We start from the raw sequence: 23036 nt of genomic DNA, 5'->3' as shown, positions 1-23036 counted from the left end.
TGAAGATGCCGTATCAAGGAGAGATAGCATCGGTCGGCGCTGCGTTTGTTTGGGCACTGGCTACGTGGATTTATAGCCAGTTTAGCCATCGATTTAGTGCGCTGCAGCTTAACATCGTAAAAGGGGTGATTGCTTCGGTGATGATGCTGCTTTTGCTGCCTTTGGCTCCTGCTAGTGAACTGACGCTTTCGTGGCTGCATTTTTCTGTATTGGCTTTTTCAGGTGTTCTTGGCATTGCCATCGGAGATAGCGCTTATTTCGCCTCGCTTAAACGGATCGGCCCGAACAAAACCTTGCTACTTGAATCACTGGCTCCTCCGTTGTCCGGAGTGTTGGCGTTGGTGGCGCTTGGTAGTGTATTACCCCTGCAAAGCTGGGTCGGCGTTATCGTTACCACGTTCGCCGTCTCTATGGTTGTATTTCATAACGATGGTCAAGCGGTAAACTGGTCGGGCGTGGGCTTTGGTCTGTTGGCGAGCGTCTGCCAAGCAAGCGGGGTGGTGATCTCTCATTATGCATTGGTGGCAGGCGATATTGCGCCGCTCTTTGGCGCACTGATTCGGTTGATGGCCGGCGTTATGGCGTTGGTTGTGGTGATAAGTTTTGTTGAGCGTCAACCGTTTAAAGCGCTAAATCAAAATTTGCGTTCGCTGAGTCGTCACAATTTTGCTTGGCTTATGGCCGCGATTTTTGTTGGTACCTTTTTAGCCCTTTGGCTACAGCAAGTGGCCCTTAAATACGCTAATCCTGCGGTTGCGCAAACACTGATAGCGACCAGCCCGCTATTTATGTTGGTGATTTATGCGGTGAAAGGCCAACGTATAACCCGAAGGGCTCTGTTTGGCACACTGTTGGCTCTTGTCGGGGTCTCTCTGTTTTTTATTCGGTAAACAACAGGCAATTATTGCTCAGTGCACACTTGATTTCGGCCGTTGGCCTTGGCGCGATAAAGCGCTTTGTCGGCTCGATAAAAGGTGCGCTGGGTGTTTTCTCCCTCTCGATGCAAGGTAATCCCGATACTGACGGTCAGCCCGCGTTCTCCTAGTATGCTTTGCCATCCAAAGTTAAAGATGCGTTCACGATAGGCTTCGGCATGCATTTTCGCTTGCTCTAGATTTGAGCGTTCTAAAATAACCAGAAACTCCTCCCCACCAAAGCGCACACATGAAGCGCCGCGAAACTTAAAGTAGGCATGAAGCTCAGCGGCAACATTGACGATCGCTTTATCACCCACCAAGTGGCTCAGTTCATCGTTGATCGATTTAAAGTGATCGATATCGACCACCATGAGCGCAAAAGGAACGTCGTGCAGCAGTAAGTCTTTCAGCTTTACATCCAACCAGCGGCGATTGTGCAAACTGGTCAGTGGGTCAGTAAACACATCCTGTTGCAGCTGTGCCACCGTATGTTTTTGACTCTCAGTGGTCTCTTTCAATTCACGGTTTTCTTGTTCCGACAATATGAGCTTTAGTTGCAATTCAAAACGAGACAAGCGACGCAACTGGCTAGCACCAAGCTCACCAATTGGGATTTTTTTCATCAGATCACTTTCGATGCGGTAGGCTTGCTTTTCATAGTTGAGCGCCCCTTGAAAGTCGCCGCTCTCTTCACATACCGCGGCGAGAGAGTTATAGAGCTTAAGGCTGAGCACCGGGGATGCGTAAAGACGAATTCGCTTCTTCGTCGATTCGAGCAACCAACGGGAGATATGTGACTTGTTCTTTGCGCTCAAACAGTAGGCGAGCTCTAACCGAATCATGTTTGATAGCCAGTTCGAGTGAATGTTGCCCGCTGTGTATTGCACATTACTCAAACACTGCATCGCCAAGTCGAGTTGTTGAGTTTGACGATAGATCTTTGCTTGGTAGAGTAAAATCTGGCCGGAAAGTACTTTATCACTGACTAGGATGCTGAGTTCTTCACACTCTTTGACCAGGTCGTTGGCTGCGGTGGTGCGATTGAGCTCTATGTAACACGCCAGCATATGCAGCTTATAACGCAAGCGCAGAGAGCGGCTGCTGATGGCGTGATCAATGCTGTCGATTTTTTGGTAGTAACGCAGCGCGCGATTGTGGTCGCCGTAGGCATCACACAGATTTCCCATGCCTAAAACGGCCAACACATAGGCATCGATAAAGCCATTATCGACAGCGATGGTGGAAGACTTAATAAATTGGTTGAGAGCGCCATGAAAGTCGCCGTTTTCTACCAGACGTTCGGCGAGACCAGAGCGAACTTCGAGGATCAGTTCCGCGTCCTGCGGTAGCGTCAGAAAGGAGAGGGCCTCATTGAGTTCATCGATACTGGTTTGCAACTGTCTCAGTTCAGAGCGGAACTCAGCGCTGATGATCAAACACTGAGCTTTTTCTTGCGTTGTGGTGGCGACGTGCTGGCGTACGTGATTCCAAAAAATTAACGCTTCTTCACCGCTAACCGAAGTCGCGTCTAGGCCGGAGTCAGTAATTTTCTTTAACAATGCTTCCATGTTGTTCTTCCTGTCTCTGGCTTTCTTCGAGTTGGTCTAGGGTAAATGGGAAAGAAAGAATATCGTGATAGACCACTTTCGGCAGTTCGCTGGTTAATCCTTTTCTGTGCCAAGGATAAAGTTCGATCATTTTGGCCAAGATGTGGAACACACTGAGGGCTTCGTCGCCTTTTTCTGCGAGTAAAATACCCAATCGGTCGCTACTCAGGCGCGACAGCAAATCCTGCTTATTACACATAGAGTGCGCCAGCTCGGTACAGACTTGAATATAATTGCTGTCAGCGTGTTGGATAACAATCACCGAGTGATTCGAGCGCTTGAGCTCGGTTTTAAACAGCACTAACTGCTCCCACCAATAGGTTTCGGACACCATCTGGCTAAGCTGTTTGTCTGGATCAAACTCATGTTGACCACGAATTCGATTAATCAGCTTGCGCGCCCGTTGCTCAAGTTGTCTTTTCGAAGCTCGGGCCTTATCGTTGCTGACACGCGCTGTTTGCTCACGTAGCATATCGGTGGCGTGCTTGCGATATTTGCGAAACGCTTTCAGCGCCCGCTTGTGGTCGCCAGACTCTTCGGCAACACGAGATTGCTGGAAACAGATCTGAGAGAGCAGTTCGCCGTTATCGAAGTTGACCGCAGACTGCTCGGCTTTGACCAGCAGCTCTGCGGCTTTCTGCGGCTGTTTACGTAGCAGTTCTACCCGAGCTCGACTGATGTAAGAATGAGCCTTCATCCACACTAAGTCGTGGCGCATGGCCAAGTCGTGCGCCTTTTGGGTGGCTTCTTCGGCGTCTTTGATCCGTTCAAGCCCAAGTAGTGCAAGGCCACGAAAATCCCACACTTCTGCTTGCCAGGTTTTATCATGATGATCTTTGAGCGCTTCGGCGGCGCCATCGAGAACCGACAGCATTTCGACATAATTTTTGAGTAGGTAGTGATCCCAGGCGAGCAAGATACGCGCCTTACCTTCCAGCCATCCGATTCGAGCACTGTTGGCGACGGTCACGGCCAGTTCATGTGTGGTTCGCGCTAAGTCATACTCATGGGTGATGCGCCATACATTGCCGAGTCCAATCAGCGCTTCAAGCTGCACTTCTTCTTCGTCTACCAGTGCTGATTGCTCAAGAGCGTTAATCCAGTATTGCTGCGCGGAATAGTATTTGGCTTGACCCCAGTAGTGGAGTGCATGGATATGCAAGATTTCGGGGAGCAGATCGTCGGTATCGAGAGTGTTGAGCTTACTGTGCGCCTCTTTGATGTACTTGAGCCCTTTGCGGTAATCCATGGTGCACCAAGCGCAACGAGACATAATAACAAGTGACTGGATTTCGCCTTCTGGATAGAGGATTTGTGCAGAACGCGACGCACACTGCTCGGCGATCGCCCAAACTTTTTCTGGGTCGGATTCTATTCTGCTCTTAATTTGCTCTATTTCGACTTCTAACAGTCGTTGGCTTTTATCCAATGAATCAGTCCTTTACTGCCTAGTGCCTCAGTACCCTGTTTGCATTATATGAATAGCTAAAGAGTCAACTCTACAAAAAATGGTAAAACAGCTACGGTTTAACGGCACTCGTCACACTACTAATGATTATGAAAGCAGCTCACTCAGTGTCAAAGGAGATTGGGTCAGCTCTAAGACTTGCGCGGCTGTTTTGCCTTCTTTATTTTGATAGCACAAATTATGCCAAGCCCTAAAGATATCGAGCATTGGCAGCAAGCCACCGGGGCGTAACTTGCGTCTTGGTTCATTGATAAAGCTCTCGAATAGCGTTGCAAAACGATGTTGGAAGAACGCCGTTTGTCGAATCGATGCTGTTTTAAGCCACTGTTTTGGCTGGCTGTTATTTCCAGCAAGATAGCAGATGCCTTTGGCGGCGTTGCCGTGAGTTGTGATTGCCCAGCGATCGCGCCACCAGCCCATATGAACAATGTCAATTTTCTCAATAGCGAAGTCTGATTGCCAGCTCTTGTCTTCTTCAACGTATAAAAGGTCGACATTTTGACGTTGAATTCGCGGCAGGCACACGCTCAGCGCCGCCGAACGCAACACCGGGTCTTGTGGCATATAAATCGAGACCTGACGATCGCTCTGGCACATGTCTAGCACGTGCAGAAAGTGTGCGTAAGAGGTGTAGGGCGGACGAATCAACGCGCCTTTTGAGGGGTAATTGAACACGGTTAAGTTACCCATAGGGTCTTCGACGTTACCGCGCGCGAGTATGGTTTGGTATTGCTGGTCGATACGTTCACGTAGCAAAGGTGAAGGACTCGGCGTCGGCATATTGGCTTCCGACGAGTGGTCACGCGAAACGAACCGAGCCGGAAACTTATATGGATCGTGGTCGACTTCACCGCTTGGTTCTTCATGCGCCGAGTAGTTGACATGCTGGCACAAGATGTAGCCACTGTGCGCTTCCCCGGTCGCTATCCACAGTACGCCGTTATTGCTTTTCGGTTGCAACGCGGTGTAATGCGATGCCAGCTCGTAACTGGCTGCGTGGTTGACCCAACGTGCATCGAACATCGCCAGTTTACGTCGACAGCGACTCGCGATGTGATCCAGATGGTCGTAGAACGTCTTTGGATTGATCTCTAATTTTCGGCAGATCTCGCGTACCGAGTAGCCCATAAAGAGCAAGCCAAGGAGGTTTTCTTGAAATTGAAGTTTTTTGTTGGCACCTGACCATTTATCAACAAAGGTCGACTGGCACGCTTTACAACGATAACGCTGACGATCGCCGCTGTAGCCAAACGCATGGTATAGGTGTTTATGGGTATGAACAGACAGGCCAAAATTTTCACACTGGTCATTGCGACAAGCGGGTAGGCCATCACTGTGCAGGTGGCGTAAACGATGTAGCTCGTTTAACACCTCTTGATTGTTAAGTAAGGGGGGGAAAGCACCGCACTCCCGACAAACCATCGCAGGTCGCTTAGGGTTAGCATGCTGCACAACGTAACGATGTGCATCACTCAATCCAAAGTTGTCACACGCCAATGTTTTACAAAAGTTGAGCTGTAACCCGTCTGCTTCCTTTGGCAGTTTGCCAGTTGTCACTATCTCCCCCTCGGGATTATTCTGGCCACCAAGTGATTACTTGGCGGCAAAGTAAATCGAATTAGATGTTGATCGCTGTTTCTAGTGCGACTTTCATCATGTCATTGAATGACTTCTGACGCTCTTCAGAGCTCAGTTTCTCGCCACGGATGATGTGGTCAGAAACGGTTAGGATAGTCAGTGCTTTTGCACCTAGGTCAGCTGCAACGCCGTAGATACCGGCCGCTTCCATATCGACACCTAGAATGCCTAGCTTTTCCATCTTCTCGAAGATATCTGCTTCTGGAGTGTAGAAAAGGTCAGCAGAGAAAACGTTACCCACTTTAACTGGCACTTGTTGAGCGCGAGCTTGGTTAACGGCTTCTTCTAGTAGGCCGAAGTCAGCAATGGCGGCGAAGTCGTGGTCGTTGAAACGGATACGGTTCACTTTAGAGTCAGTCGATGCACCCATGCCGATAACAACGTCCATCAGTTTAACGTCGTCACGCACAGCACCACAGCTACCGACACGAATCACGTTCTTCACGCCGTACTCAGCGATGAGCTCGTGAACGTAGATACAGCATGATGGGATGCCCATACCGTGGCCCATCACAGACACTTTCTTACCTTTGTAAGTGCCTGTGTAACCAAACATGTTACGAACATCACAAACTTGTTGTACATCTTCTAAGAACGTATCGGCAATGTACTTAGCGCGAAGTGGGTCGCCTGGCATAAGAACCGTTTCTGCGAAATCACCTGGGTTTGCATTAATGTGTGGGGTTGCCATAGTCAATACTCCAAATTTATTAGCAATTGCTGTTTCTAATTACTAATTATGTTGATTTTGAAAAATCTGTTGAGGCAATACTAGCTGCATCTAGGTTCTCTCCATGAGAGATGAGTCACAGAAACCAGCGGAATGTACCAGCCTTTGGCTATATATAACTAAAAATGTTGAAACTGATTGGGCAATCGATTCGTAAAAACGTTTGCCTGCGGTTGTGAACCAAAATTGACTTCTGATCGTAGGAAAGGCTCGAAATTGTACAAATATTTTTTTTGTACACCTGATGAAAGTTGTGCTAAAACTTATACAACAAATAAAATTGTATAGCTTAGCAATGTCAAGGAGCCAGTCATGGACCAGCAAATCAAAATCGGTATTAGCTCATGTGTACTTGGTGAAAAAGTGCGTTTCGACTCTGGACACAAGATCAGTAAGTTTGTGACCAAGGAACTCGCGCCCTATTTTGAGTTTGTTCCTGTCTGCCCCGAGGTGGGCTCTGGTATGCCAGTACCACGTCCAACCATTCGTTTGATATCTGATCAAGAGCGCATTGCGCTGGTAGAGACCAAAGATTCGACCAAAGACCACACTGACACCATGATCAACTACTCCAAGAATAAAGTGGCGCAGCTTGAGTCAGAAAAATTGTGTGGCTACATCGTTTGTGCCAAATCGCCCACCTGTGGCATGGAACGCGTCAAGGTGTACAGCAAGAACAATTCAGAAGCGATTGGGGTCGGTCTTTACACCAATGAGCTAATGAAGGCGATGCCTTGGTTACCCGTAGAGGAAGATGGCCGTCTCAATGACCCTGTGCTAAAAGAAAACTTCATCACTCGCATCTATTCCCTGTATGACTTCTATCAGTCGATGGGTGATGAGCCAACCCGTGGCAAAATTGTCGCCTTCCACTCTCGCTACAAGCTGACGTTGATGGCGCACCATCCCGCCTCTTATAAAGAGTTGGGTAGCCTTGTCGCCAACATTAAAGAGTATGATATCGATGAGTTCTTCAAGCTTTACCGTCTTGGCCTGATGAACGCGATGGCACATCGTGCCAGCCGTAAGAACAACACCAACGTCCTAATGCACATCCAAGGCTACTTCAAGCGCCATCTCGATAAAGAGCAAAAACAAGAGCTACGTCGAGTCATCGATGAGTATCGCGAAGGTCTGTTGCCTCTGCTTGCGCCGTTGACCCTACTTAAACACTATTTGAATGCTCATCCTGACGACTACTTGGCGGGCCAAGCATTCCTTCAACCTCACCCACAGGAGTTACGTTTACGTTATGGATTGTGAAAAAAAGCTGTACGCAATTCGCGAAGTGTCAGAGATCACTGGCGTCAAGCCGGTCACATTGCGAGCTTGGCAGAGACGATATAGCTTAGTGCAGCCTCAGCGCACCGAAAAAGGTCACCGTCTCTACACGGACAAACATATCGCCTTGATTGGTGAAATACAAAGTTGGCTCAACAAAGGTGTGCCTATCGGTAAAGTGAAGTCGGTACTGGAGTCCAATAGCGACAACGATGGCGATTTTGTTACTGCAGAGTTTCAACTTGAAGAGGTAGAGAAGTTTCTGCAAGCCTTGGCTGATTTGAATAGAGGCAAAGCGGAATCGATTGCCAGTACAGTGCTGAAAGAGTACCCGCTTGAGGTGGTTGAGAGTCAGTTTATCCAACCTGCTGAGAAGGCGCTGTCGCTGGTCCGTTTTGGTTTGCGGTCACTGCAAAAAGGCTTGATGGACGCCATCTTATCGGCGCGATTAAGTTCGATTTTAGAAGCAGAGAATAAAGCCGCTCGAGCCGGCCGCTGCTTACTGGTGAGTTACGATTCTGTAAATGATGTGGGTTCACGATTGTGGGCAATGAAACTGTCTGAGTTGGGCATGAATATCGTCATCATTGATGGCGTCGATGACTTATCTGGGTTGATTGACCACCCAGGGTTAGACAGCTATCAGGCGCTGGCATTGTATAGCTCTCGCCCTTTAAGTGCGGCACAAAACAGCATTGTAGAGCGCATTCAACAAAACTTTGAGGGCAAAGTGCTGGTGTCAGAACTGATAAAAAGTGAGAGGGTAGAATGAAACTGGTTTGGCTTCGCAGGGACTTACGCGCAGAAGACAACACGGCCTTATATCATGCCTCTATCAGTGGCGAGCCGGTTCTAGCTATATATGTGGCGACACCAGACTCCTGGCAAGCACATGACTTGGCGCCGATTCAGGCCGATTTGATCTACCGCCGCCTATTTGAGGTGCAAAAGGATCTCCAGCAAAACAACATTCCGCTCGTGTACGCCCAAGTTGCGACGTTTGCAGAGTCTGCTCAGTTGGTGGCTAAGCTTGCGCGTGAGCATGCTGTCACTGGTGTTTACTTCAACAAAGAGTACGAAGTGAATGAAGTGCAGCGTGACAGCCAACTGGTGGATCTACTAGCGGCCGATGGCATTGAATGGCATGGGTTTGACGACAAGTGTTTGTTACCACCAGGCAGCGTTAAAAATAAACAGGGTGACTACTTCAAAGTGTTTACCCCGTTCAAGCGAGCTTACTTGGCGAAAATGTATCAGTCACCTTGGCGTGTGACGAAATTGCAGCCGCTGACGCAACAAGCGGTATGGCGAGATGAGATTGTAAGCGAACTGTCACCTCGGTCTAGCTTTGATTATCCGCGTCAAACGAGTGAGCGATATGCGGTCGACACAGAGAGTATTATCAAGCAACTACGTCAATTTGATAGTGACAGAGCCGACGCTTACGAGAAGCAGCGCGATTTTCCTGCAGTAGCTGGCACCAGCAAGTTATCTCCGTATTTGGCGATTGGCGCGCTTTCGGTTCGACAGTGCATGGCACGATTAACTTACCAGCAAGCACTGCCCTTAGTCGGAGGCCGTGAGATTTGGCAAAGCGAGCTGATTTGGCGTGAGTTTTACCAACACCTGATTTATTTCGAACCAAAACTCAGTAAAGGGCGCAGCTTTACCCCTTGGGGTGATGCGCTAATTTGGAAAAACAACCCAGCATGGATTGAAGCGTGGAAAACGGGCACCACCGGCTACCCGATTGTTGATGCTGCGATGAAGCAACTCAACGCCACTGGCTGGATGCACAATCGACTGCGGATGATTGTGGCTAGCTTCCTGGTTAAAGACCTGCACGTCGATTGGCGGATTGGAGAGTCGTACTTTATGTCTAAGCTCATTGATGGAGACTACGCGGCGAACAATGGCGGTTGGCAATGGTGTGCGTCGACCGGATGTGATGGTCAGCCCTATTTTCGGATTTTTAATCCGGTGACTCAGGGGGAGAGATTTGATCCAGAGGGCCACTTTGTGTGCACATGGATTCCCGAGCTCGCTAAGCTGCCGAAAAAGTACATTCACCAACCTTGGAAAGCACCGAATGCGAAAGCTTTGTCTTATCCTGCGCCAATAGTTGATCACAAGACCGAAAGGGAGATAACCTTAGCCCTCTATAAAGAAGCCAAGGATAATGGGAATGGTGCGTAAATTAATCGCATGGTGCTGTTTTATCAGTTCGCCGCTGTTTGCTGCGACCTATGAGCTGCCGATGGAGGGCAGCAGTATTGTCGGTCGAACCCAGTTTCACCAAGTACAAGAAGGCGAGACGCTGGCTACGATAGCGAAACAGTATGACGTGGGATTTCTCTCTTTGATGGCAGCCAATAAAGGGGTCGACCCTTTCTTGCCAAAAGCGGACTACGTACTGACGATTCCAACTCAGATAATCCTACCCAATGTAGAGCGTCAAGGCATTGTGATCAACTTGGCAGAGTTGCGCCTCTACTACTTCGAGCCTGAGATTAATAAGGTGCATATTTTTCCGGTGGGTATCGGTCGCATTGGTCGCGACACGCCAGAAATGGAAACACGCATCAGTCAAAAACGGCCAAATCCGACTTGGACACCGCCAGCGTCCATTCGCAAAGAGTATTTGGCCAAAGGTATTGAACTGCCAGCCGTGGTGCCAGCAGGGCCAGACAATCCGCTTGGCGAATATGCTTTGAGGCTGGCTTATGGCGTCGGAGACTACCTGATTCACGGGACCAATAAAGATTTTGGTATTGGCTTGCGGGTGAGCTCTGGTTGTATTCGCATGGAGCCTAAAGATATTGAGTGGTTGTTTGCTCAGGTTGAGTTAGGTGAAAAGGTGAGGGTCATTAATGAGCCGATCAAAATTGCACTTGAGCCGGATCGAAGCGTTTTTCTCGAAGCCCATGAGCCGTTGACGCGCAGTGATGGTGTAAAGAAAGACCTTGAAGTTCCGATTGAGCTTAGCTGGTGGCTTGAAGAGTTTGACCATTCTGATGTGAAAGCTCGCGCCGCCATCTTGGCGCAAAATGGAGTGCCGGTTGAAATCGTTGCCGCATCGTTTATCTATTAGACATAAAAAAAGAGGGTCAGCTTGCTGACCCTCTTTTTAGGAAGACTTATTACTTAGTGTAAGACTGAGCAATGTTGTCGATACGCTCGTTAGCGCGTGCTGCTTCTTCTTGAGCTGCCATCGCTGAGTCGTTCGATTTACGTACTTCTGATTGTAGAGCTTGAACGTCTTGGCTTAGTTGGCTGACTTGGTTGCTTAGCTCATCCATTTTCGCTGTAGTTGCTTCATCAGGACCAGAAGCACAGCCAGCTAGTAGAAGAACAGAAGACGCTGCAGCTGCGATCAACATTTTGTTCATAGAGAACTCCTTGCATGTATAAGTATCAATAAACGCCCTATAACTTCTTAATCTTATAGTGACGTGTTCAGTGTAGCTCTAATTATAGGCATCCTAAAGTAGGTCAAAGTCAAAAAAACCCAAGAATTGAAGCAATTATCGAATTAGTTGATCAATGTCTCATTGGCGAGAGCAATCAGTGCAAGGTGATCTATCGACTGATTTTGCCAATAATTTGTGTTCTGAGATTATTTTCTGTGATCTCTATCCTCTTTCGTTGAATACAGTTATCATAGCCTGTTTTTTATTTTATTCGTGTTCAATCGGCACCCTTTGACGTCGTGCCTGCAACACACAGTTCAATTGGAGAATACTTTGCAGTTTAAAGATTTAGGCTTAGACAATCGCTTACTTAAAAACTTGAAACATTACGATTTTAAGCAAGCAACAGAGATACAGCAGCGCGCCATTCCCGTGGCGATTGCGGGCAAGGATCTGTTAGCTTCTTCAAAAACAGGTTCAGGTAAAACGCTGGCATTTGTTCTACCTATGTTGCACAAGTCTTTAAAAAACAAAGCGTTTTCAGCAAAAGACCCTCGCGGTTTGATTTTGGCGCCGACTCGAGAGTTGGCTAAGCAAGTTTATGGTGAACTGCGCTCAATGCTTGGCGGCTTGTCTTACGATGCTACCTTAGTGGTTGGCGGAGAAAACTTTAACGATCAAGTGAAAGCACTGCGTCGCTATCCTAAGTTTATTGTGGCAACGCCTGGACGTTTGGCTGACCATTTAGAGCACCGCTCACTATTTCTCGATGGGTTGGAAACCTTAGTGCTCGATGAAGCCGATCGTATGCTTGACCTTGGTTTTGCACCTGAGCTGCGCCGTATTCACAAAGCGGCAAAACATCGTCGCCGTCAGACATTGATGTTTTCAGCCACCTTGGATCATACCGATGTTAATGAGATTGCGAGTGAGATGCTCGATGCGCCGAAACGCATTGCGATTGGCGCCGGCAGTGAAGAGCACAAAGACATCACGCAAAAATTTTACCTATGTGATCACCTAGATCACAAAGAAGCGATTCTTGAGCGCGTTCTTAATGACGCCGAGTATAAGCAGGTCATTATCTTTACCGCGACTCGCGCAGACACTGAGCGTCTGACTGAGAAACTGAATGAGAAGAAGCTCAAAGCAATCGCCCTGAGTGGCGGCCTTACTCAGACTCAGCGCAATACCATTATGAGTCAATTTGAACGCGCAGTGTTTAAGATTCTGGTGACCACAGATATCGCATCCCGAGGTTTAGACATTGCTAACGTGACTCACGTGATCAACTTCGATATGCCAAAACACAGCGAAGAGTATGTGCACCGAGTTGGCCGCACGGGACGCGCGGGCAACAAAGGCGACGCTATTTCTCTCGTTGGTCCAAAAGACTGGGATAGCTTTAAGCGTGTAGAAACATTTTTGCAGCAAGATTTGAGCTTCTCTGAGCTAGAAGGGTTAAAAGGTAAGTTTAAAGGCATCAAACCACGTAAACCCGATTTTCGTGGTAAAGGGAAAGCCGTTAAGAAAGCTAAGCCTCAAGCGAAGAAAGCGGCTAAGAAGCCGATTAAGCGAGACAAGAGCTTCCATCAAAATGTGGCGGTGGGGGATAGTGTATTTATCCCTAAAAAGAAAGTCGCGCCAAAAGTTGACGACGAGTAACAAACAAAAAAGGGTTGCCATTTGGCAACCCTTTCGGTTTTTAGACTTTGAAAAAGCCGAGTTGCTGTTTTTGGTTTTCAGCAAGTGTCGATAACTCTTGGCTCGCCGCTGCCGCTTGAGTAATACCGGTGACATTTTGACTGACTAACTCGTAGATGTTCCCCAAGTTTTTGTTCACATCCGAGGTCACTTGACCTTGTTCTTCAGACGCGACGGCCACTTGAGCGTTGAGGGAGGTCAACTCGGAAATGGAGTGGCTAATGTCGGTCAGGGCTTGGCTGACCTGAGCCGCTTGTTGCTGGTTTTGCTCCAGCAGGGTCAAGCTTGATGCCATGCTGTCATTGGCTGTGCCTGATTGGTGCTGCAGGTCTTCGATAATCGTCTGAATCTCTTTGGTCGACTCTTGAGTACGCGCGGCCAGCATGCGTACTTCGTCAGCCACTACCGCAAAGCCACGTCCACTTTCACCAGCACGCGCGGCTTCAATCGCAGCATTGAGTGCCAATAAGTTGGTTTGCTCTGAAATACCTTCGATCATTTCGATGAACTTACCGATTTGCTCAGATTGATCTTTCAGATTGTTCACCACGTTGGCGGCATGGGTCATCTGCTGTGCCATTTTGGCGCTCTCACGAATATTTTGCTCGAAGATAGCCAAGCTCTCTTTGGCCATTTTGTTTGCGTTACTTGAGGCTTGATCGGCAAGGTTCGCGTTTTGAGTCACCTCGCTTGCAGTGCTTTCCATTTGATCGATAGCTGAAGCGACTTGTTCAACTTCGTTTTTCTCTTGGTCTGAGTTGACACTCGACTGGGTCATCACAGCAGCGAGTTCAGTAGAGGCAGAGGCAACGTCAACACTGATGCGAACTAAAGAATCAACGGTCCCTTTTAGTTGAGCAATAGTTGAATTGAAGTCTCTCGACAGTGCACTAATTTCGTTGTTGCCTTCTTCCTTGACACTAACTTGCAGGTTGCCTTGAGCCAATGCTTGCATCGCTTTTTGCAGCTGTTTGATCGGGGTGACGATAATGCCGGCCAGTACCCAACTGATCACTATCGCGATCAGCAACACGGCAGCTAAGCCTACAATGGCCTGACTCATAACCCCTGAGTGGATGGCTTCGTTGTGATTGAGCTCCTCCAAGGCGAGCACATTTAGCTTAGAAGAGAGATCTTCGATGCCCTTCACCATAAGATTGCCCTTGTCACGGTAGAGGGCAGAGGCTTGATCGTAGTCACGTTGAAACGCTTGTGAAACACTCGCTTGGCCGTGCTTAACATTCAGCAGTGGCACCATAGTGTTGATTGAGTAACTGACATACCCCTCAATCGCATCTTCCATTTGCTTCACTTCTCTTTCTAAGCCTTTTACGTCGCGAAGTGAATCGAGCAAACGCAAATTATCGTTTTGTTTGGCGAGTAGGGTAGATTGAAGCTGAGCCACGTCGTCAGCGCGGAACAGGCTGTAGATGGCCTTGATGCGCATACCGTAGGTGTTGTCGATGATTTTAGTCAGATCATCTTTATGATTGATGACATCTTCGGTGGATACGGTCACTTGGTTGAACGCGTTTCTGAGACTAGTGGTGCTATACGTAATGCCGACGATGAGTACGACTAATGTGAATACTACAGGTACAACAACCTGTAGCTTGATAGACAAGCCATTAAGTAACTGGCGCATTGAAAATCCTCTTCGATGATTAAATTGAGTATATTGTTATTATTATGCGAATGATTCTAATTTCTTATAGGTATATTTCAACCAAGAAATTAAGTTGAATGAAACAAAATTTGAACACACGTTATGCAACAAGATTTCACTTTGTAATCAATAGGTTGTTTTGTGTTCGATTTGGTACTGCGATAAGGTTTTACAGAGGGGTATCCAGTTTGTTGCTCTGGGTAGAAATCTTACAAAGCCGAATTAATCCTGTCATAGAGGCTTCAACGAAGTGAAACACAACTGTCACATTTGAGTCCTAAAGTGGGCACCGTTCAAGTGAAACACAACGGCAATAAAGCCACTTAAGGAAATTGTGATGAAAAAGACAGTAATCGGTGCAATCGCACTTCTAGGCGCAATGGCAGTGACTTCAGTTTCTGCTAAAGAAACGATCTCTGCTGTAGGTTCTAGCAGCGTCACTCCACTGATGGAAGTTTTCTCTGAAACATACATGAAGTCGAACTCTAACGTATTTATTGAAGTTCAGGGACCTGGCTCTTCTGCTGGTGTGAAAGCGGCAAAGAACGGCTCTGCTGACCTTGGCATGTCGTCTCGCAACCTAAAAGAGTCTGAAAAAGAGCCTACGCTGAAAGAGTTGACGGTTGCTCTAGACGGTATCGCTGTGGTTGTTAACCCTAAAAACGGTCTAGACAAACTGACTGCAGAGCAAGTAACGGCAATCTACAAAGGCGAAATCACTAACTGGAAAGACGTTGGTGGCGCTGACAAGCCAATCGTGGCTATCACTCGTGATACCGCTTCAGGTACTCGTGGTGCATTCGAAGACATCATGAATCTGAAGAAGAAAATCTCAGGTAAGAAAGTGTCTGCGATTTCTCAACGTGCTCAAGTGGCGAACGGTAACGGTGCACTAAAAACTATGGTGGCATCTAACCCATACGCTATCGGCTACATCTCACTAGGTACCGTTGACAATTCTGTTAACGCATTGGCCATCGACGGTGTTGAAGCGAACGTAGACAACGTGAAGAACGGCAGCTACAAAGTGGCTCGTCCATTCCTTGTTCTGTACAAAGAAGGCAAGCCTTCAGCTGAAACACAGAAGTTCCTAGACTGGATGGTAACGAAAGACGCGCAAGCGCTTGTTGATAAGAAAGGTTACATCTCAGTTAACTAATTCAGTTTTACCCCAATCATTTGCTCAGCCCAACTTTTCGGGCTGAGCGTTTTCAATCCAATTCGATGTTGCTTTGGCAGCTCTCGAACTGTGAGATTTAAAAATGACCATCGCAAATAGTGAAAAGCTTATGAGTACTGAAGCGACTTCCTACACAAAGCCAGGTTTACGCAGTCAAAAGCGTATTGACTGGAAAGAGCGAATCTTTCATGGCCTGTTTCTAACCAGTGCTGCTATCGGTATTGTTTCTCTAGCAGTGATCGCTTACTTCATTATTAAAGAGAGTATTCCAGCGTTCCAAGAAGCCGGCGTGTCTGGCATTGTGCTTGGGCAAGACTGGCTGCCACCGGCGCTGTATGGTGTAGCAACCATGATTGTTGCTTCGGTTGTTTCAACCTTAGGCGCGGTAGTGGTAGGTGTGCCGATTGGTGTGTTGACGGCGATCTTTATTGCCGAAATTGCACCTAAGCGCGTTGCCGATGTCATTCGCCCAGCGGTTGAGCTGCTGGCAGGTATCCCTTCTGTCGTGTACGGTTTCTTCGGCCTAGTCATCATCGTTCCTCTTATCCAAGAGATCTTTAACGTGCCAGCGGGTAATACTATTTTGGCCGGTATTATCGTGTTGGGTGTGATGATTCTACCGACGGTGATTACCGTGTCGGAAACGTCGATTCGGGCTGTGCCACGCACTTACAAAGAAGGTTCATTAGCACTGGGTGCTTCCAAGGTTTACACCATTTTCAAACTGCTGGTGCCGGCGGCGCGAAGCGGCATTATGACTGGTGTGATTCTTGGCATTGGCCGCGCTTTGGGTGAAACCATGGCTATTATCATGGTCATGGGTAACGCGCCCGCCATGCCACAAGGTATTCTCGACTCTGCGCGTACATTGACCGCGAACATCGCGATTGAGATGTCGTACGCAAGCGGGGTGCATGCAAATGCGCTTTACGCGACGGGCGTAGTGCTGTTGGTGTTCATTATGTCGTTGAACGCTGTACTACTTTACTTGAATCGTGAGAAGGCGAGGTAATGACGATGTCGACAATAAATAATACTCAAGACACAGCGAAGTTAAAAAAATCTCGCCAAACCAAAGACATGATTCTTAACGTGTTTGTGTGGGCCTCAGCGGCGCTAACTGTCGGCTTCCTGTTTTGGATTATCTGGTACATCTTGTCCAATGGTTTACAACATGTCGATTGGGCGTTCATAACTGATAACTATACCGCGACGGGTGAAGAGAAAGGCATCTTCCCAATGATTGTTTCGACCATCTATATGGTCATTGCATCGATTGCCGTAGCGGCGCCACTGGGTATCATGACTGCCATCTATCTAACCGAATATGCCAAGGTCGGCAGTCGTTTAGTCAAAGTCATTCGTTTTTGTACCGAATCTTTGGCCGGCATCCCGTCGATTATTTTTGGTCTATTTGGTATGACGTTCTTTGTGGCGATTCTCGGTCTGGGGTTCTCCATACTGTCGGGCGCGTTGACCTTGAGTATTTTGATTCTGCCGGTGATTATTCGTACCACAGAAGAAGCTTTGATGGCTGTGCCACAAACTTATCGTGAAGGCTCCTACGCATTAGGATCTTCAAAAATCTACACTATTTGGCGCCTCATTTTACCGAGTGCAACGCCAGGTATCTTAACCTCGGTCATTCTAAGTATTGGTCGTGTTATTGGTGAATCTGCCCCTGTATTCCTCACAGCAGGCATGGTTGCTCGTATTCCTGATTCTCTGCTTGATTCAGGACGTACACTGACCGTTCACCTTTACAAGCTGACGACAGAGCTGTTCACCATTGAAGAGTGGAACCAAGCCTACGGTACAGCGACAGTGCTGATTGTTGTGGTGTTGTTGATCAACATGACAACCAAATTCATCGCGAGCCGCTTCAACAAAGCAACGTATTAATCGCACTCAGCACAATCACACCAATGTAGAAGAATTTTAAGAGATCAAGAAAATGAACAAGTTTGATATTGAAAACCTCGACCTATTTTATGGCGAAAACCAAGCGCTGAAATCGATTAATCTGCCAGTACCAGAGCGTCAAGTCACGGCGTTGATTGGTCCATCTGGCTGCGGAAAATCGACCTTGCTACGTTGCTTGAATCGCATGAATGACCTTATTGAAGGGGTGAAGATCACCGGGCGTTTAGAGATGGATGGCAACGACATTTATGGCAATATCGATGTGGCTGACCTGCGCATCAAGGTGGGCATGGTATTCCAGAAGCCTAACCCATTTCCGATGAGCATCTACGAGAACGTGGCCTACGGACTGCGCGCGCAAGGCATTAAAGATAAAAAGCACATCGACCAAGTGGTGGAGAGCTCTCTACGCGGCGCGGCGCTGTGGGACGAAGTGAAAGATCGCTTAAAATCCCATGCGTTTGGCTTGTCTGGCGGTCAGCAGCAGCGTCTATGTATTGCACGAACGATTGCGATGCAACCTGATGTTATTCTGATGGATGAGCCGACCTCAGCGCTTGACCCAATCGCAACCCACAAGATTGAGGAGCTGATGGAAGAGCTGAAAAAGAACTACACCATAGTCATTGTGACCCACTCCATGCAGCAGGCTCGACGCATTTCTGATCGCACCGCTTTCTTCCTAATGGGCGAGCTGGTGGAGCACAATGATACCCAAGTGATTTTCAGTGATCCGCAAGATGACCGCACTCGCGGTTACGTGAATGGTGATTTTGGTTAAACCCGTTTACTGGCACGATAAATTATAACTATAAGCGATGGTACTTTGCCCCTCTTTCTAGAGGGGCTTTTTTATGCCTGCTCGCTAGCCATACCAAGGTGCAGATTCATCTAGTCACCTATCTATCCTGATGGGTATAGCTGACTGTCTCAGCCGTCTCATCTGTCTCACTTCTGTGTCTCAGTTGAGACATGGGATGTCTGAGTTATTTTGTAAATCACTGATTTATATAAGTATAAAATCTGGCATAAGGGTTGCGTTATCTGTGGTGGACACAATGTTTACTCGAGCAACGGATAATGCGAACGACCCTTTTCACCCTAACACTGTTAGTCACTCAATCCTTATGGGCACAAGATCTTGTGACCATAGGTGCAGCGTCGTTTCAAAACAGTGAAGGGGCGCTGGCGGTCAATGTGGTCGCGGGTGATCTCAATATTCAAAGTTCCACTTTTGTCTATTCATCGGAGACTGAATATCAACTCACCATCTCTTCGTCACCGACTTTTAACCGTCAATCGGTTTCTGCTGTGGTCAAGGTGGAGAATGGCGCCTTTAACCGGGCTGAGGGTTACCTCAGTGCCAACCTCGCCGCTGGTAACAGCAACCAACAGCACAACATTGTCATTTTTAGTCCAGATTCAGAACTTAGTTGGGAAGTGGCCGACTTGGCTAAGCAAACAGCAGCGATTGATATGCCGTCTTCGTCAAGCGATACCTCTCAACTCACCGTTGAACTAGCACCGCAAGCGCTCTCGGGCGCCAGTGGTGTGATTCAAATGAGCCAAGTCGCCGGTAATGGCAATACCGCGCGAAATTCATTCCAAATGCCAATAACCATAAATTGATCTCAATGAGATGAGGAAAGAACACCATGGAAAAACAATGGAATAAGGTGCCACTTGCAGTGATTATCGGGGCGATTTTGTCTGCGCCTGCATACGCAGATGGACTCGAAGTCGAAGCGAATAACTTGCAAGTCTCTGCTGATAACTGGGTTGACGTGACGTTTAACGGCCCGGGCAGTACAGGGATAACCAATGAGGCCAGCTTAGACGGCGGCGCATTTAACAATGCTCAAGGCGTAGTTCATTCAAACGTAGCGGCAGGTTTCTACAACCAAGGCAGCAACCAAGCGTCAATGGGCACGCGCGCTGATGGCAACTTAGACCAAGCTGCGTCTGTCGATGCAGCGTCAGTGCAAGCGAGCAGTGGTGAAAACCTCACTATGCAGAAAGATTTTGGTGGCGATGGTGATAACAGTGCCACACTAAACGGCGCTTTCAAAAGTGCTTCTGGTATTGTCGGTACTAACATCGCTGCAGGCATTTCGAATCTACAATCGAACAACGTTGCGATGGGGAATGCTGAAGATGCCAGTGAGCTTGAACTCAGTGCCGCTTCAAGCCAAACCATGGGTTTGGTGCGCTCGCAGGGCGGCGAGGTTGAAGGGAATGTTATTCAATCTCACGGCGCAGATAACGTTGCAGATGTAAAAGGCGGCGCATTCAACAATGCCAATGGTGTCGGCGGTGCTAACGTTGCCTCAGGAATGGGGAATCAACAGGCGAACTCAGTAGCACTAGCCAACTTCGTGACGGTAGAGTCTCAAGACCCATCACAAGGCGATCAAGCCGCGACAGTGGGCAGAACGCAGGGCCGAAGCGGTCTTCCAGCTGACACAAACAACAACACTCCACTAGAGAACCAAACCGAGACTACCACCGCGACTTTGGCGGCGTCTGGTACCCAAACGCTGCAAGGTAATGAAGTTGATGTAAATGGTGCGCCACATAACTTCCAAGACAATACCTCGTTGGTTGCCGATGTATTCGACGCAGTAAAAGGTATCTTTGGCCTGAACGTCTCGGCAGGTGATGCCAATGCTCAGAGCAACAACGTTGCCTTGGGTGTGACGGCTTTGCCAGAGAATAACGAGCCAAGTCGAGTCAACGTGGCCTCCTCTGGCGACCAAGCACTCTCGGGTAACCAGGTCAGCTATACCAACAACGTCGGTAACTCGACCAATGACTCAAGCATTACAGGCAGTTTTAAAAAAGCCAATGGTATCGTCGGTGTCAACAGTGCGGCAGGTCAGCTAAACGGTCAAACCAATAATGTCGCCGTTGCGGTTACTGAGCCGAACGGCAACGGTCCGGTTGATACCGTTAATGTGACTGCCAGTGCTGAGCAAACTGTAGCTGGTAACACCCTAACTCAGCAGCAAGATACAACTTTAGGTCAGGTCACTAATAATGCCACTATTACTGATGGTGCATTCTCAAACGCGCAAGGTATCGTTGGCGCTAACGTTGCAGCCGGACAATACAATGCTCAGTCGAATCAAGTGAGTGTAGCGACAGTTGCTGGCTGGATTGATTCTCAGGGCAGTGAGGATGCTAACAATAAAGACGTCGTGAAGGCTTCTTCGGTGCAGACTGTAGAGGCAAACCAAATGACCACCGCAGTCGATGGTGACTTTACCGCTGACTCTACGGCAACGCTCACTGGCAATGCGTTTGACAAGGTGCAAGGTATTGCGGGGGTCAACATCGCCGCAGGCCAAGGTAATGCTCAAACCAACAATGTGGCGGTCAGCAGCGCGACTGGCGACGTCGACTCTTCGAAAGTGATGGCCAATAGCACGCAAAATGTGCAACAAACTCAAACCGGTATTGCGAGCCAATCTGATCTGACGTCTAAAGCCAGCATCAAAAATAACTTTGATAGCAGCGTGACGGGTATTGTTGGAGTGAACGTGGCCTCTGGGCAATCCAACGCTCAATCGAATAATGTCGCTCTTGCCTCTTACAATGACCAAAACGAGCAAACCGCCGATTCATTGGTTGTCGAAGCAGCAAGCACGCAAACTGTGACCTCAAACGATGTCTTTGCCAGCGGCGATGGCTATATCGACAATGATGCGTCGGTATCGGGTTCGTTCGATAAAGGGGCAACCGGTGTGGTTGGCGTTAACGTGACATCGGGTCAAGCTAACGCGGCGTCAAACAACGTGTCTCTTGGCCTGTACAGCAGCAAGCAACAAGATGACTCACAAGGTGATGTGATTAAGGCTAAGGCAGGTTCTGATCAAACCGTACAAGGCAACACCAGCTCAGTGGCAGCAGACAACGATACCACCGCGCCGATTACCAACATGGCATCGATTACTAACTCGTTCACTGACAATGTGTCTGGTGTGGTTGGGGTGAACGTCGCGTCTGGCCAAGGCAATGCTCAAGCGAACAATGTTGCGATTGCAATGGATGATGAATCCGATGATGGTGCCGGTGCGGGCTCTGTGATAGCCACCTCTGGTCAAGATGTGCTGAGTAATAATGCACAGTCTGAGCTAGACCAAGGAATCGCGGTGCAAAATCAAGCATCACTGACAAACTCGTTCACTCAGGTTTCTGGGGTTGCGGGAGTTAACTTGTCAGCAGGTCAAACCAATGCACAAGCAAACAATGTTGCACTGAGCAATGGCTCTGGTGGTGGCGCTTCTGACCCATTCAGTAAGGCTAAAGGTATCGACACAGACTCTGGCTTCTCAGGTGTGCTGGCAGCCAGCGTGCAAGAGATCGACGGTAGTGATGTAACTTTAGGTGCGATTGATAGCGATACCGTGTCTGAAAACGTGGCGCAAGTTGACAAAGCATTCGGTGGCTCAAGCGGAATCGTTGGCGTGAACGTCGCGTCGGGTCAGGCCAATGCTCAAGCGAACAATGTGGCGATGGCGGCAGATGGTCAGTCTCCTGAAGCCAACCAAACCTTGGCGGCGGCTGCGGTTAGCTTGCAAGAGTTTGACGAGGTGGATGTTTCACTGGGTAGCGGATTTACCAATAACGCAGAGATCACCAACTCGTTCAATAACTCGACCAAAGGTATTGTCGGTGTGAGCGTGGCTTCAGGTCAAGCGAATGGCCAAACCAATAACGTAGCGCTGTCATCGAATGATGCTCAGCCATCGGTAGCGGTAGCGGGCAGTGCGCAAGTCATCGGTGCGCAGCTAAACGGCAGCGGCACAGGTAATACTGGCACCAACAACCCAATGACGGTCACCAACGAGTTGTTCGAAAGCAACGCATATCTGACTAAGTCGTTCAACAATGCTAAAGGTATTCTGGGTGTTAACATTGCGTCTGGTCAGCTAAACGCACAAGCGAACAACGTTGCGGTAGCGGTGTCGGGTACAAATGCTGCGGCGCCGACTGGAGCAATCAACGTTCAAGCGGCTGTGATCAACGAAGTGCAGTACAACGCAACCGGTGCTTACACTGCGGAGCTGGGTGGCAATGCGTTTAATAGCGCGCGTGGCATCATAGGTACTAACATGGCAGTCGGTGTGGCCAATGGTCAAACTAACAACGTCGCAATGCAAATCGCTGATGACAACAAGTCTGGCCCTGCGGTTGCGGCTAACGTACAAGGTTCGTTTGCCAATGGTGCCGATAGCCGAAATGCTGATGGCAAGGTTGACGTTGATGGCTTGGCGCAGTTCTCAGGCCTAGCGGTTGAGAATGTTCAACTAAGCGAGTTTGCGGTAGCGGATAACGGTGCTGGCAATAGCACATTGGCTAGCGTTGGTAATACAGCGACCATTACCAATAGCTACAATGGAGCGAAAGGCGTTATTGGCGTTAACGTCGCTTCGGGTCTTGGCAATCTGCAAAGCAACAACGTGACTTTGGTTGCTTCTCGTAAGTAATCACAGTGACTTAACGGTATGCC

General features: G+C 48.4%; 18 protein-coding genes. 12 read left to right on the top strand and 6 right to left on the bottom strand.

Features of this window, described 5'->3' with window-relative positions:
- Positions 1-5 precede the first annotated feature (5 nt).
- A complete protein-coding gene (locus MTO69_RS15750; RefSeq protein WP_248335415.1) occupies positions 6-890 on the top strand; it encodes a DMT family transporter in 885 nt (294 codons plus the stop codon).
- Positions 891-901: 11 nt separating this feature from the next.
- Here the strand turns inward: MTO69_RS15750 and MTO69_RS15745 are convergent, their stop codons facing one another.
- From MTO69_RS15745 to deoD, 4 genes are all read right to left on the bottom strand, one after another.
- Positions 902-2485 (bottom strand): GGDEF domain-containing protein, encoded by a 1584-nt coding sequence (locus MTO69_RS15745; protein ID WP_248335413.1) that lies wholly within the window; start codon positions 2483-2485, stop codon positions 902-904.
- Positions 2457-3953, bottom strand: a complete 1497-nt coding sequence (locus tag MTO69_RS15740) for a hypothetical protein (protein WP_248335410.1) — start codon at positions 3951-3953, stop codon at positions 2457-2459. Before MTO69_RS15740 ends, MTO69_RS15745 begins: the two co-directional genes overlap by 29 nt.
- A 126-nt stretch (positions 3954-4079) precedes the next feature.
- Positions 4080-5549 (bottom strand): lactate dehydrogenase, encoded by a 1470-nt coding sequence (locus MTO69_RS15735; protein ID WP_248335408.1) that lies wholly within the window; start codon positions 5547-5549, stop codon positions 4080-4082.
- A 61-nt stretch (positions 5550-5610) separates the two neighbouring features.
- Entirely contained in the window at positions 5611-6321 is a 711-nt protein-coding gene (deoD, locus tag MTO69_RS15730) for a purine-nucleoside phosphorylase (RefSeq protein ID WP_248335406.1), read from the bottom strand.
- A 351-nt stretch (positions 6322-6672) separates the two neighbouring features.
- Between deoD and MTO69_RS15725 the strand changes: the two genes are divergently transcribed.
- Genes MTO69_RS15725 through MTO69_RS15710 form a run of 4 tightly spaced genes read left to right on the top strand, consistent with a single transcriptional unit; the run spans position 6673 to position 10732 of the window.
- Positions 6673-7623 carry a YbgA family protein gene (locus tag MTO69_RS15725; protein WP_248335404.1) on the top strand — a complete coding sequence of 317 codons (951 nt, stop codon included), beginning with the start codon at positions 6673-6675 and terminating at the stop codon, positions 7621-7623.
- Positions 7613-8413, top strand: a complete 801-nt coding sequence (locus tag MTO69_RS15720) for a MerR family transcriptional regulator (RefSeq protein ID WP_248335402.1) — start codon at positions 7613-7615, stop codon at positions 8411-8413. The genes MTO69_RS15725 and MTO69_RS15720 overlap by 11 nt, the downstream gene beginning before the upstream one ends.
- Positions 8410-9837: a deoxyribodipyrimidine photo-lyase gene (gene phrB, locus MTO69_RS15715; protein WP_248335400.1), complete on the top strand. Its 1428-nt coding sequence runs from the start codon at positions 8410-8412 to the stop codon at positions 9835-9837. Before MTO69_RS15720 ends, phrB begins: the two co-directional genes overlap by 4 nt.
- Positions 9827-10732, top strand: coding sequence for a L,D-transpeptidase family protein (locus MTO69_RS15710; protein ID WP_248335398.1), 906 nt, complete (start codon positions 9827-9829; stop codon positions 10730-10732). The genes phrB and MTO69_RS15710 overlap by 11 nt, the downstream gene beginning before the upstream one ends.
- Before the next feature lie 49 nt (positions 10733-10781).
- Here the strand turns inward: MTO69_RS15710 and MTO69_RS15705 are convergent, their stop codons facing one another.
- Positions 10782-11030, bottom strand: coding sequence for an Lpp/OprI family alanine-zipper lipoprotein (locus MTO69_RS15705; protein WP_038177420.1), 249 nt, complete (start codon positions 11028-11030; stop codon positions 10782-10784).
- Between the two features lie 354 nt (positions 11031-11384).
- Between MTO69_RS15705 and MTO69_RS15700 the strand changes: the two genes are divergently transcribed.
- Positions 11385-12716, top strand: coding sequence for a DEAD/DEAH box helicase (locus tag MTO69_RS15700; RefSeq protein WP_248335396.1), 1332 nt, complete (start codon positions 11385-11387; stop codon positions 12714-12716).
- 40 nt (positions 12717-12756) lie between these two features.
- Here MTO69_RS15700 and MTO69_RS15695 read toward each other — a convergent pair whose 3' ends face one another.
- Entirely contained in the window at positions 12757-14400 is a 1644-nt protein-coding gene (locus MTO69_RS15695) for a methyl-accepting chemotaxis protein (protein ID WP_248335394.1), read from the bottom strand.
- 358 nt (positions 14401-14758) lie between these two features.
- Here MTO69_RS15695 and MTO69_RS15690 point away from each other — a divergent pair, with 358 nt between their 5' ends.
- From MTO69_RS15690 to MTO69_RS15665, 6 genes are all read left to right on the top strand, one after another.
- Positions 14759-15580, top strand: a complete 822-nt coding sequence (locus MTO69_RS15690) for a phosphate ABC transporter substrate-binding protein (protein WP_248335392.1) — start codon at positions 14759-14761, stop codon at positions 15578-15580.
- Between the two features lie 103 nt (positions 15581-15683).
- On the top strand, positions 15684-16613 hold the full coding sequence (gene pstC, locus MTO69_RS15685; protein ID WP_248335390.1) for a phosphate ABC transporter permease subunit PstC: 930 nt from the start codon (positions 15684-15686) through the stop codon (positions 16611-16613).
- Between the two features lie 5 nt (positions 16614-16618).
- The gene (pstA, locus tag MTO69_RS15680; RefSeq protein WP_248335388.1) at positions 16619-17503 is read left to right on the top strand and encodes a phosphate ABC transporter permease PstA; all 885 of its coding nucleotides are present in this window, start codon (positions 16619-16621) and stop codon (positions 17501-17503) included.
- Positions 17504-17555: 52 nt separating this feature from the next.
- A complete protein-coding gene (gene pstB, locus MTO69_RS15675) occupies positions 17556-18305 on the top strand; it encodes a phosphate ABC transporter ATP-binding protein PstB (RefSeq protein ID WP_248335386.1) in 750 nt (249 codons plus the stop codon).
- A 299-nt stretch (positions 18306-18604) separates the two neighbouring features.
- Positions 18605-19153: a hypothetical protein gene (locus MTO69_RS15670; protein ID WP_248335384.1), complete on the top strand. Its 549-nt coding sequence runs from the start codon at positions 18605-18607 to the stop codon at positions 19151-19153.
- 26 nt (positions 19154-19179) lie between these two features.
- Positions 19180-23013 carry a beta strand repeat-containing protein gene (locus tag MTO69_RS15665; protein ID WP_248335382.1) on the top strand — a complete coding sequence of 1278 codons (3834 nt, stop codon included), beginning with the start codon at positions 19180-19182 and terminating at the stop codon, positions 23011-23013.
- The last annotated feature ends 23 nt before the right edge of the window (positions 23014-23036 follow it).

It is taken from the genome of Vibrio sinaloensis (assembly GCF_023195835.1).
GTDB classification, from domain to species: Bacteria; Pseudomonadota; Gammaproteobacteria; order Enterobacterales; family Vibrionaceae; genus Vibrio; species Vibrio sinaloensis_C.
This window is presented reverse-complemented; position numbering and strand designations above follow the sequence as displayed.

Bases quoted from the DNA above. Each gene is read 5' to 3' on its own strand.
- MTO69_RS15750 (WP_248335415.1), top strand. From the start codon at position 6: ATGCCGTATCAAGGAGAGATAGCATCGGTCGGCGCTGCGTTTGTTTGG.
- MTO69_RS15745 (WP_248335413.1), bottom strand. From the start codon at position 2,485: ATGGAAGCATTGTTAAAGAAAATTACTGACTCCGGCCTAGACGCGACT.
- deoD (WP_248335406.1), bottom strand. From the start codon at position 6,321: ATGGCAACCCCACACATTAATGCAAACCCAGGTGATTTCGCAGAAACG.
- MTO69_RS15725 (WP_248335404.1), top strand. From the start codon at position 6,673: ATGGACCAGCAAATCAAAATCGGTATTAGCTCATGTGTACTTGGTGAA.
- MTO69_RS15720 (WP_248335402.1), top strand. From the start codon at position 7,613: ATGGATTGTGAAAAAAAGCTGTACGCAATTCGCGAAGTGTCAGAGATC.
- phrB (WP_248335400.1), top strand. From the start codon at position 8,410: ATGAAACTGGTTTGGCTTCGCAGGGACTTACGCGCAGAAGACAACACG.
- MTO69_RS15710 (WP_248335398.1), top strand. From the start codon at position 9,827: ATGGTGCGTAAATTAATCGCATGGTGCTGTTTTATCAGTTCGCCGCTG.
- MTO69_RS15705 (WP_038177420.1), bottom strand. From the start codon at position 11,030: ATGAACAAAATGTTGATCGCAGCTGCAGCGTCTTCTGTTCTTCTACTA.
- MTO69_RS15695 (WP_248335394.1), bottom strand. From the start codon at position 14,400: ATGCGCCAGTTACTTAATGGCTTGTCTATCAAGCTACAGGTTGTTGTA.
- MTO69_RS15690 (WP_248335392.1), top strand. From the start codon at position 14,759: ATGAAAAAGACAGTAATCGGTGCAATCGCACTTCTAGGCGCAATGGCA.
- pstC (WP_248335390.1), top strand. From the start codon at position 15,684: ATGACCATCGCAAATAGTGAAAAGCTTATGAGTACTGAAGCGACTTCC.
- pstA (WP_248335388.1), top strand. From the start codon at position 16,619: ATGTCGACAATAAATAATACTCAAGACACAGCGAAGTTAAAAAAATCT.
- pstB (WP_248335386.1), top strand. From the start codon at position 17,556: ATGAACAAGTTTGATATTGAAAACCTCGACCTATTTTATGGCGAAAAC.
- MTO69_RS15670 (WP_248335384.1), top strand. From the start codon at position 18,605: ATGCGAACGACCCTTTTCACCCTAACACTGTTAGTCACTCAATCCTTA.
- MTO69_RS15665 (WP_248335382.1), top strand. From the start codon at position 19,180: ATGGAAAAACAATGGAATAAGGTGCCACTTGCAGTGATTATCGGGGCG.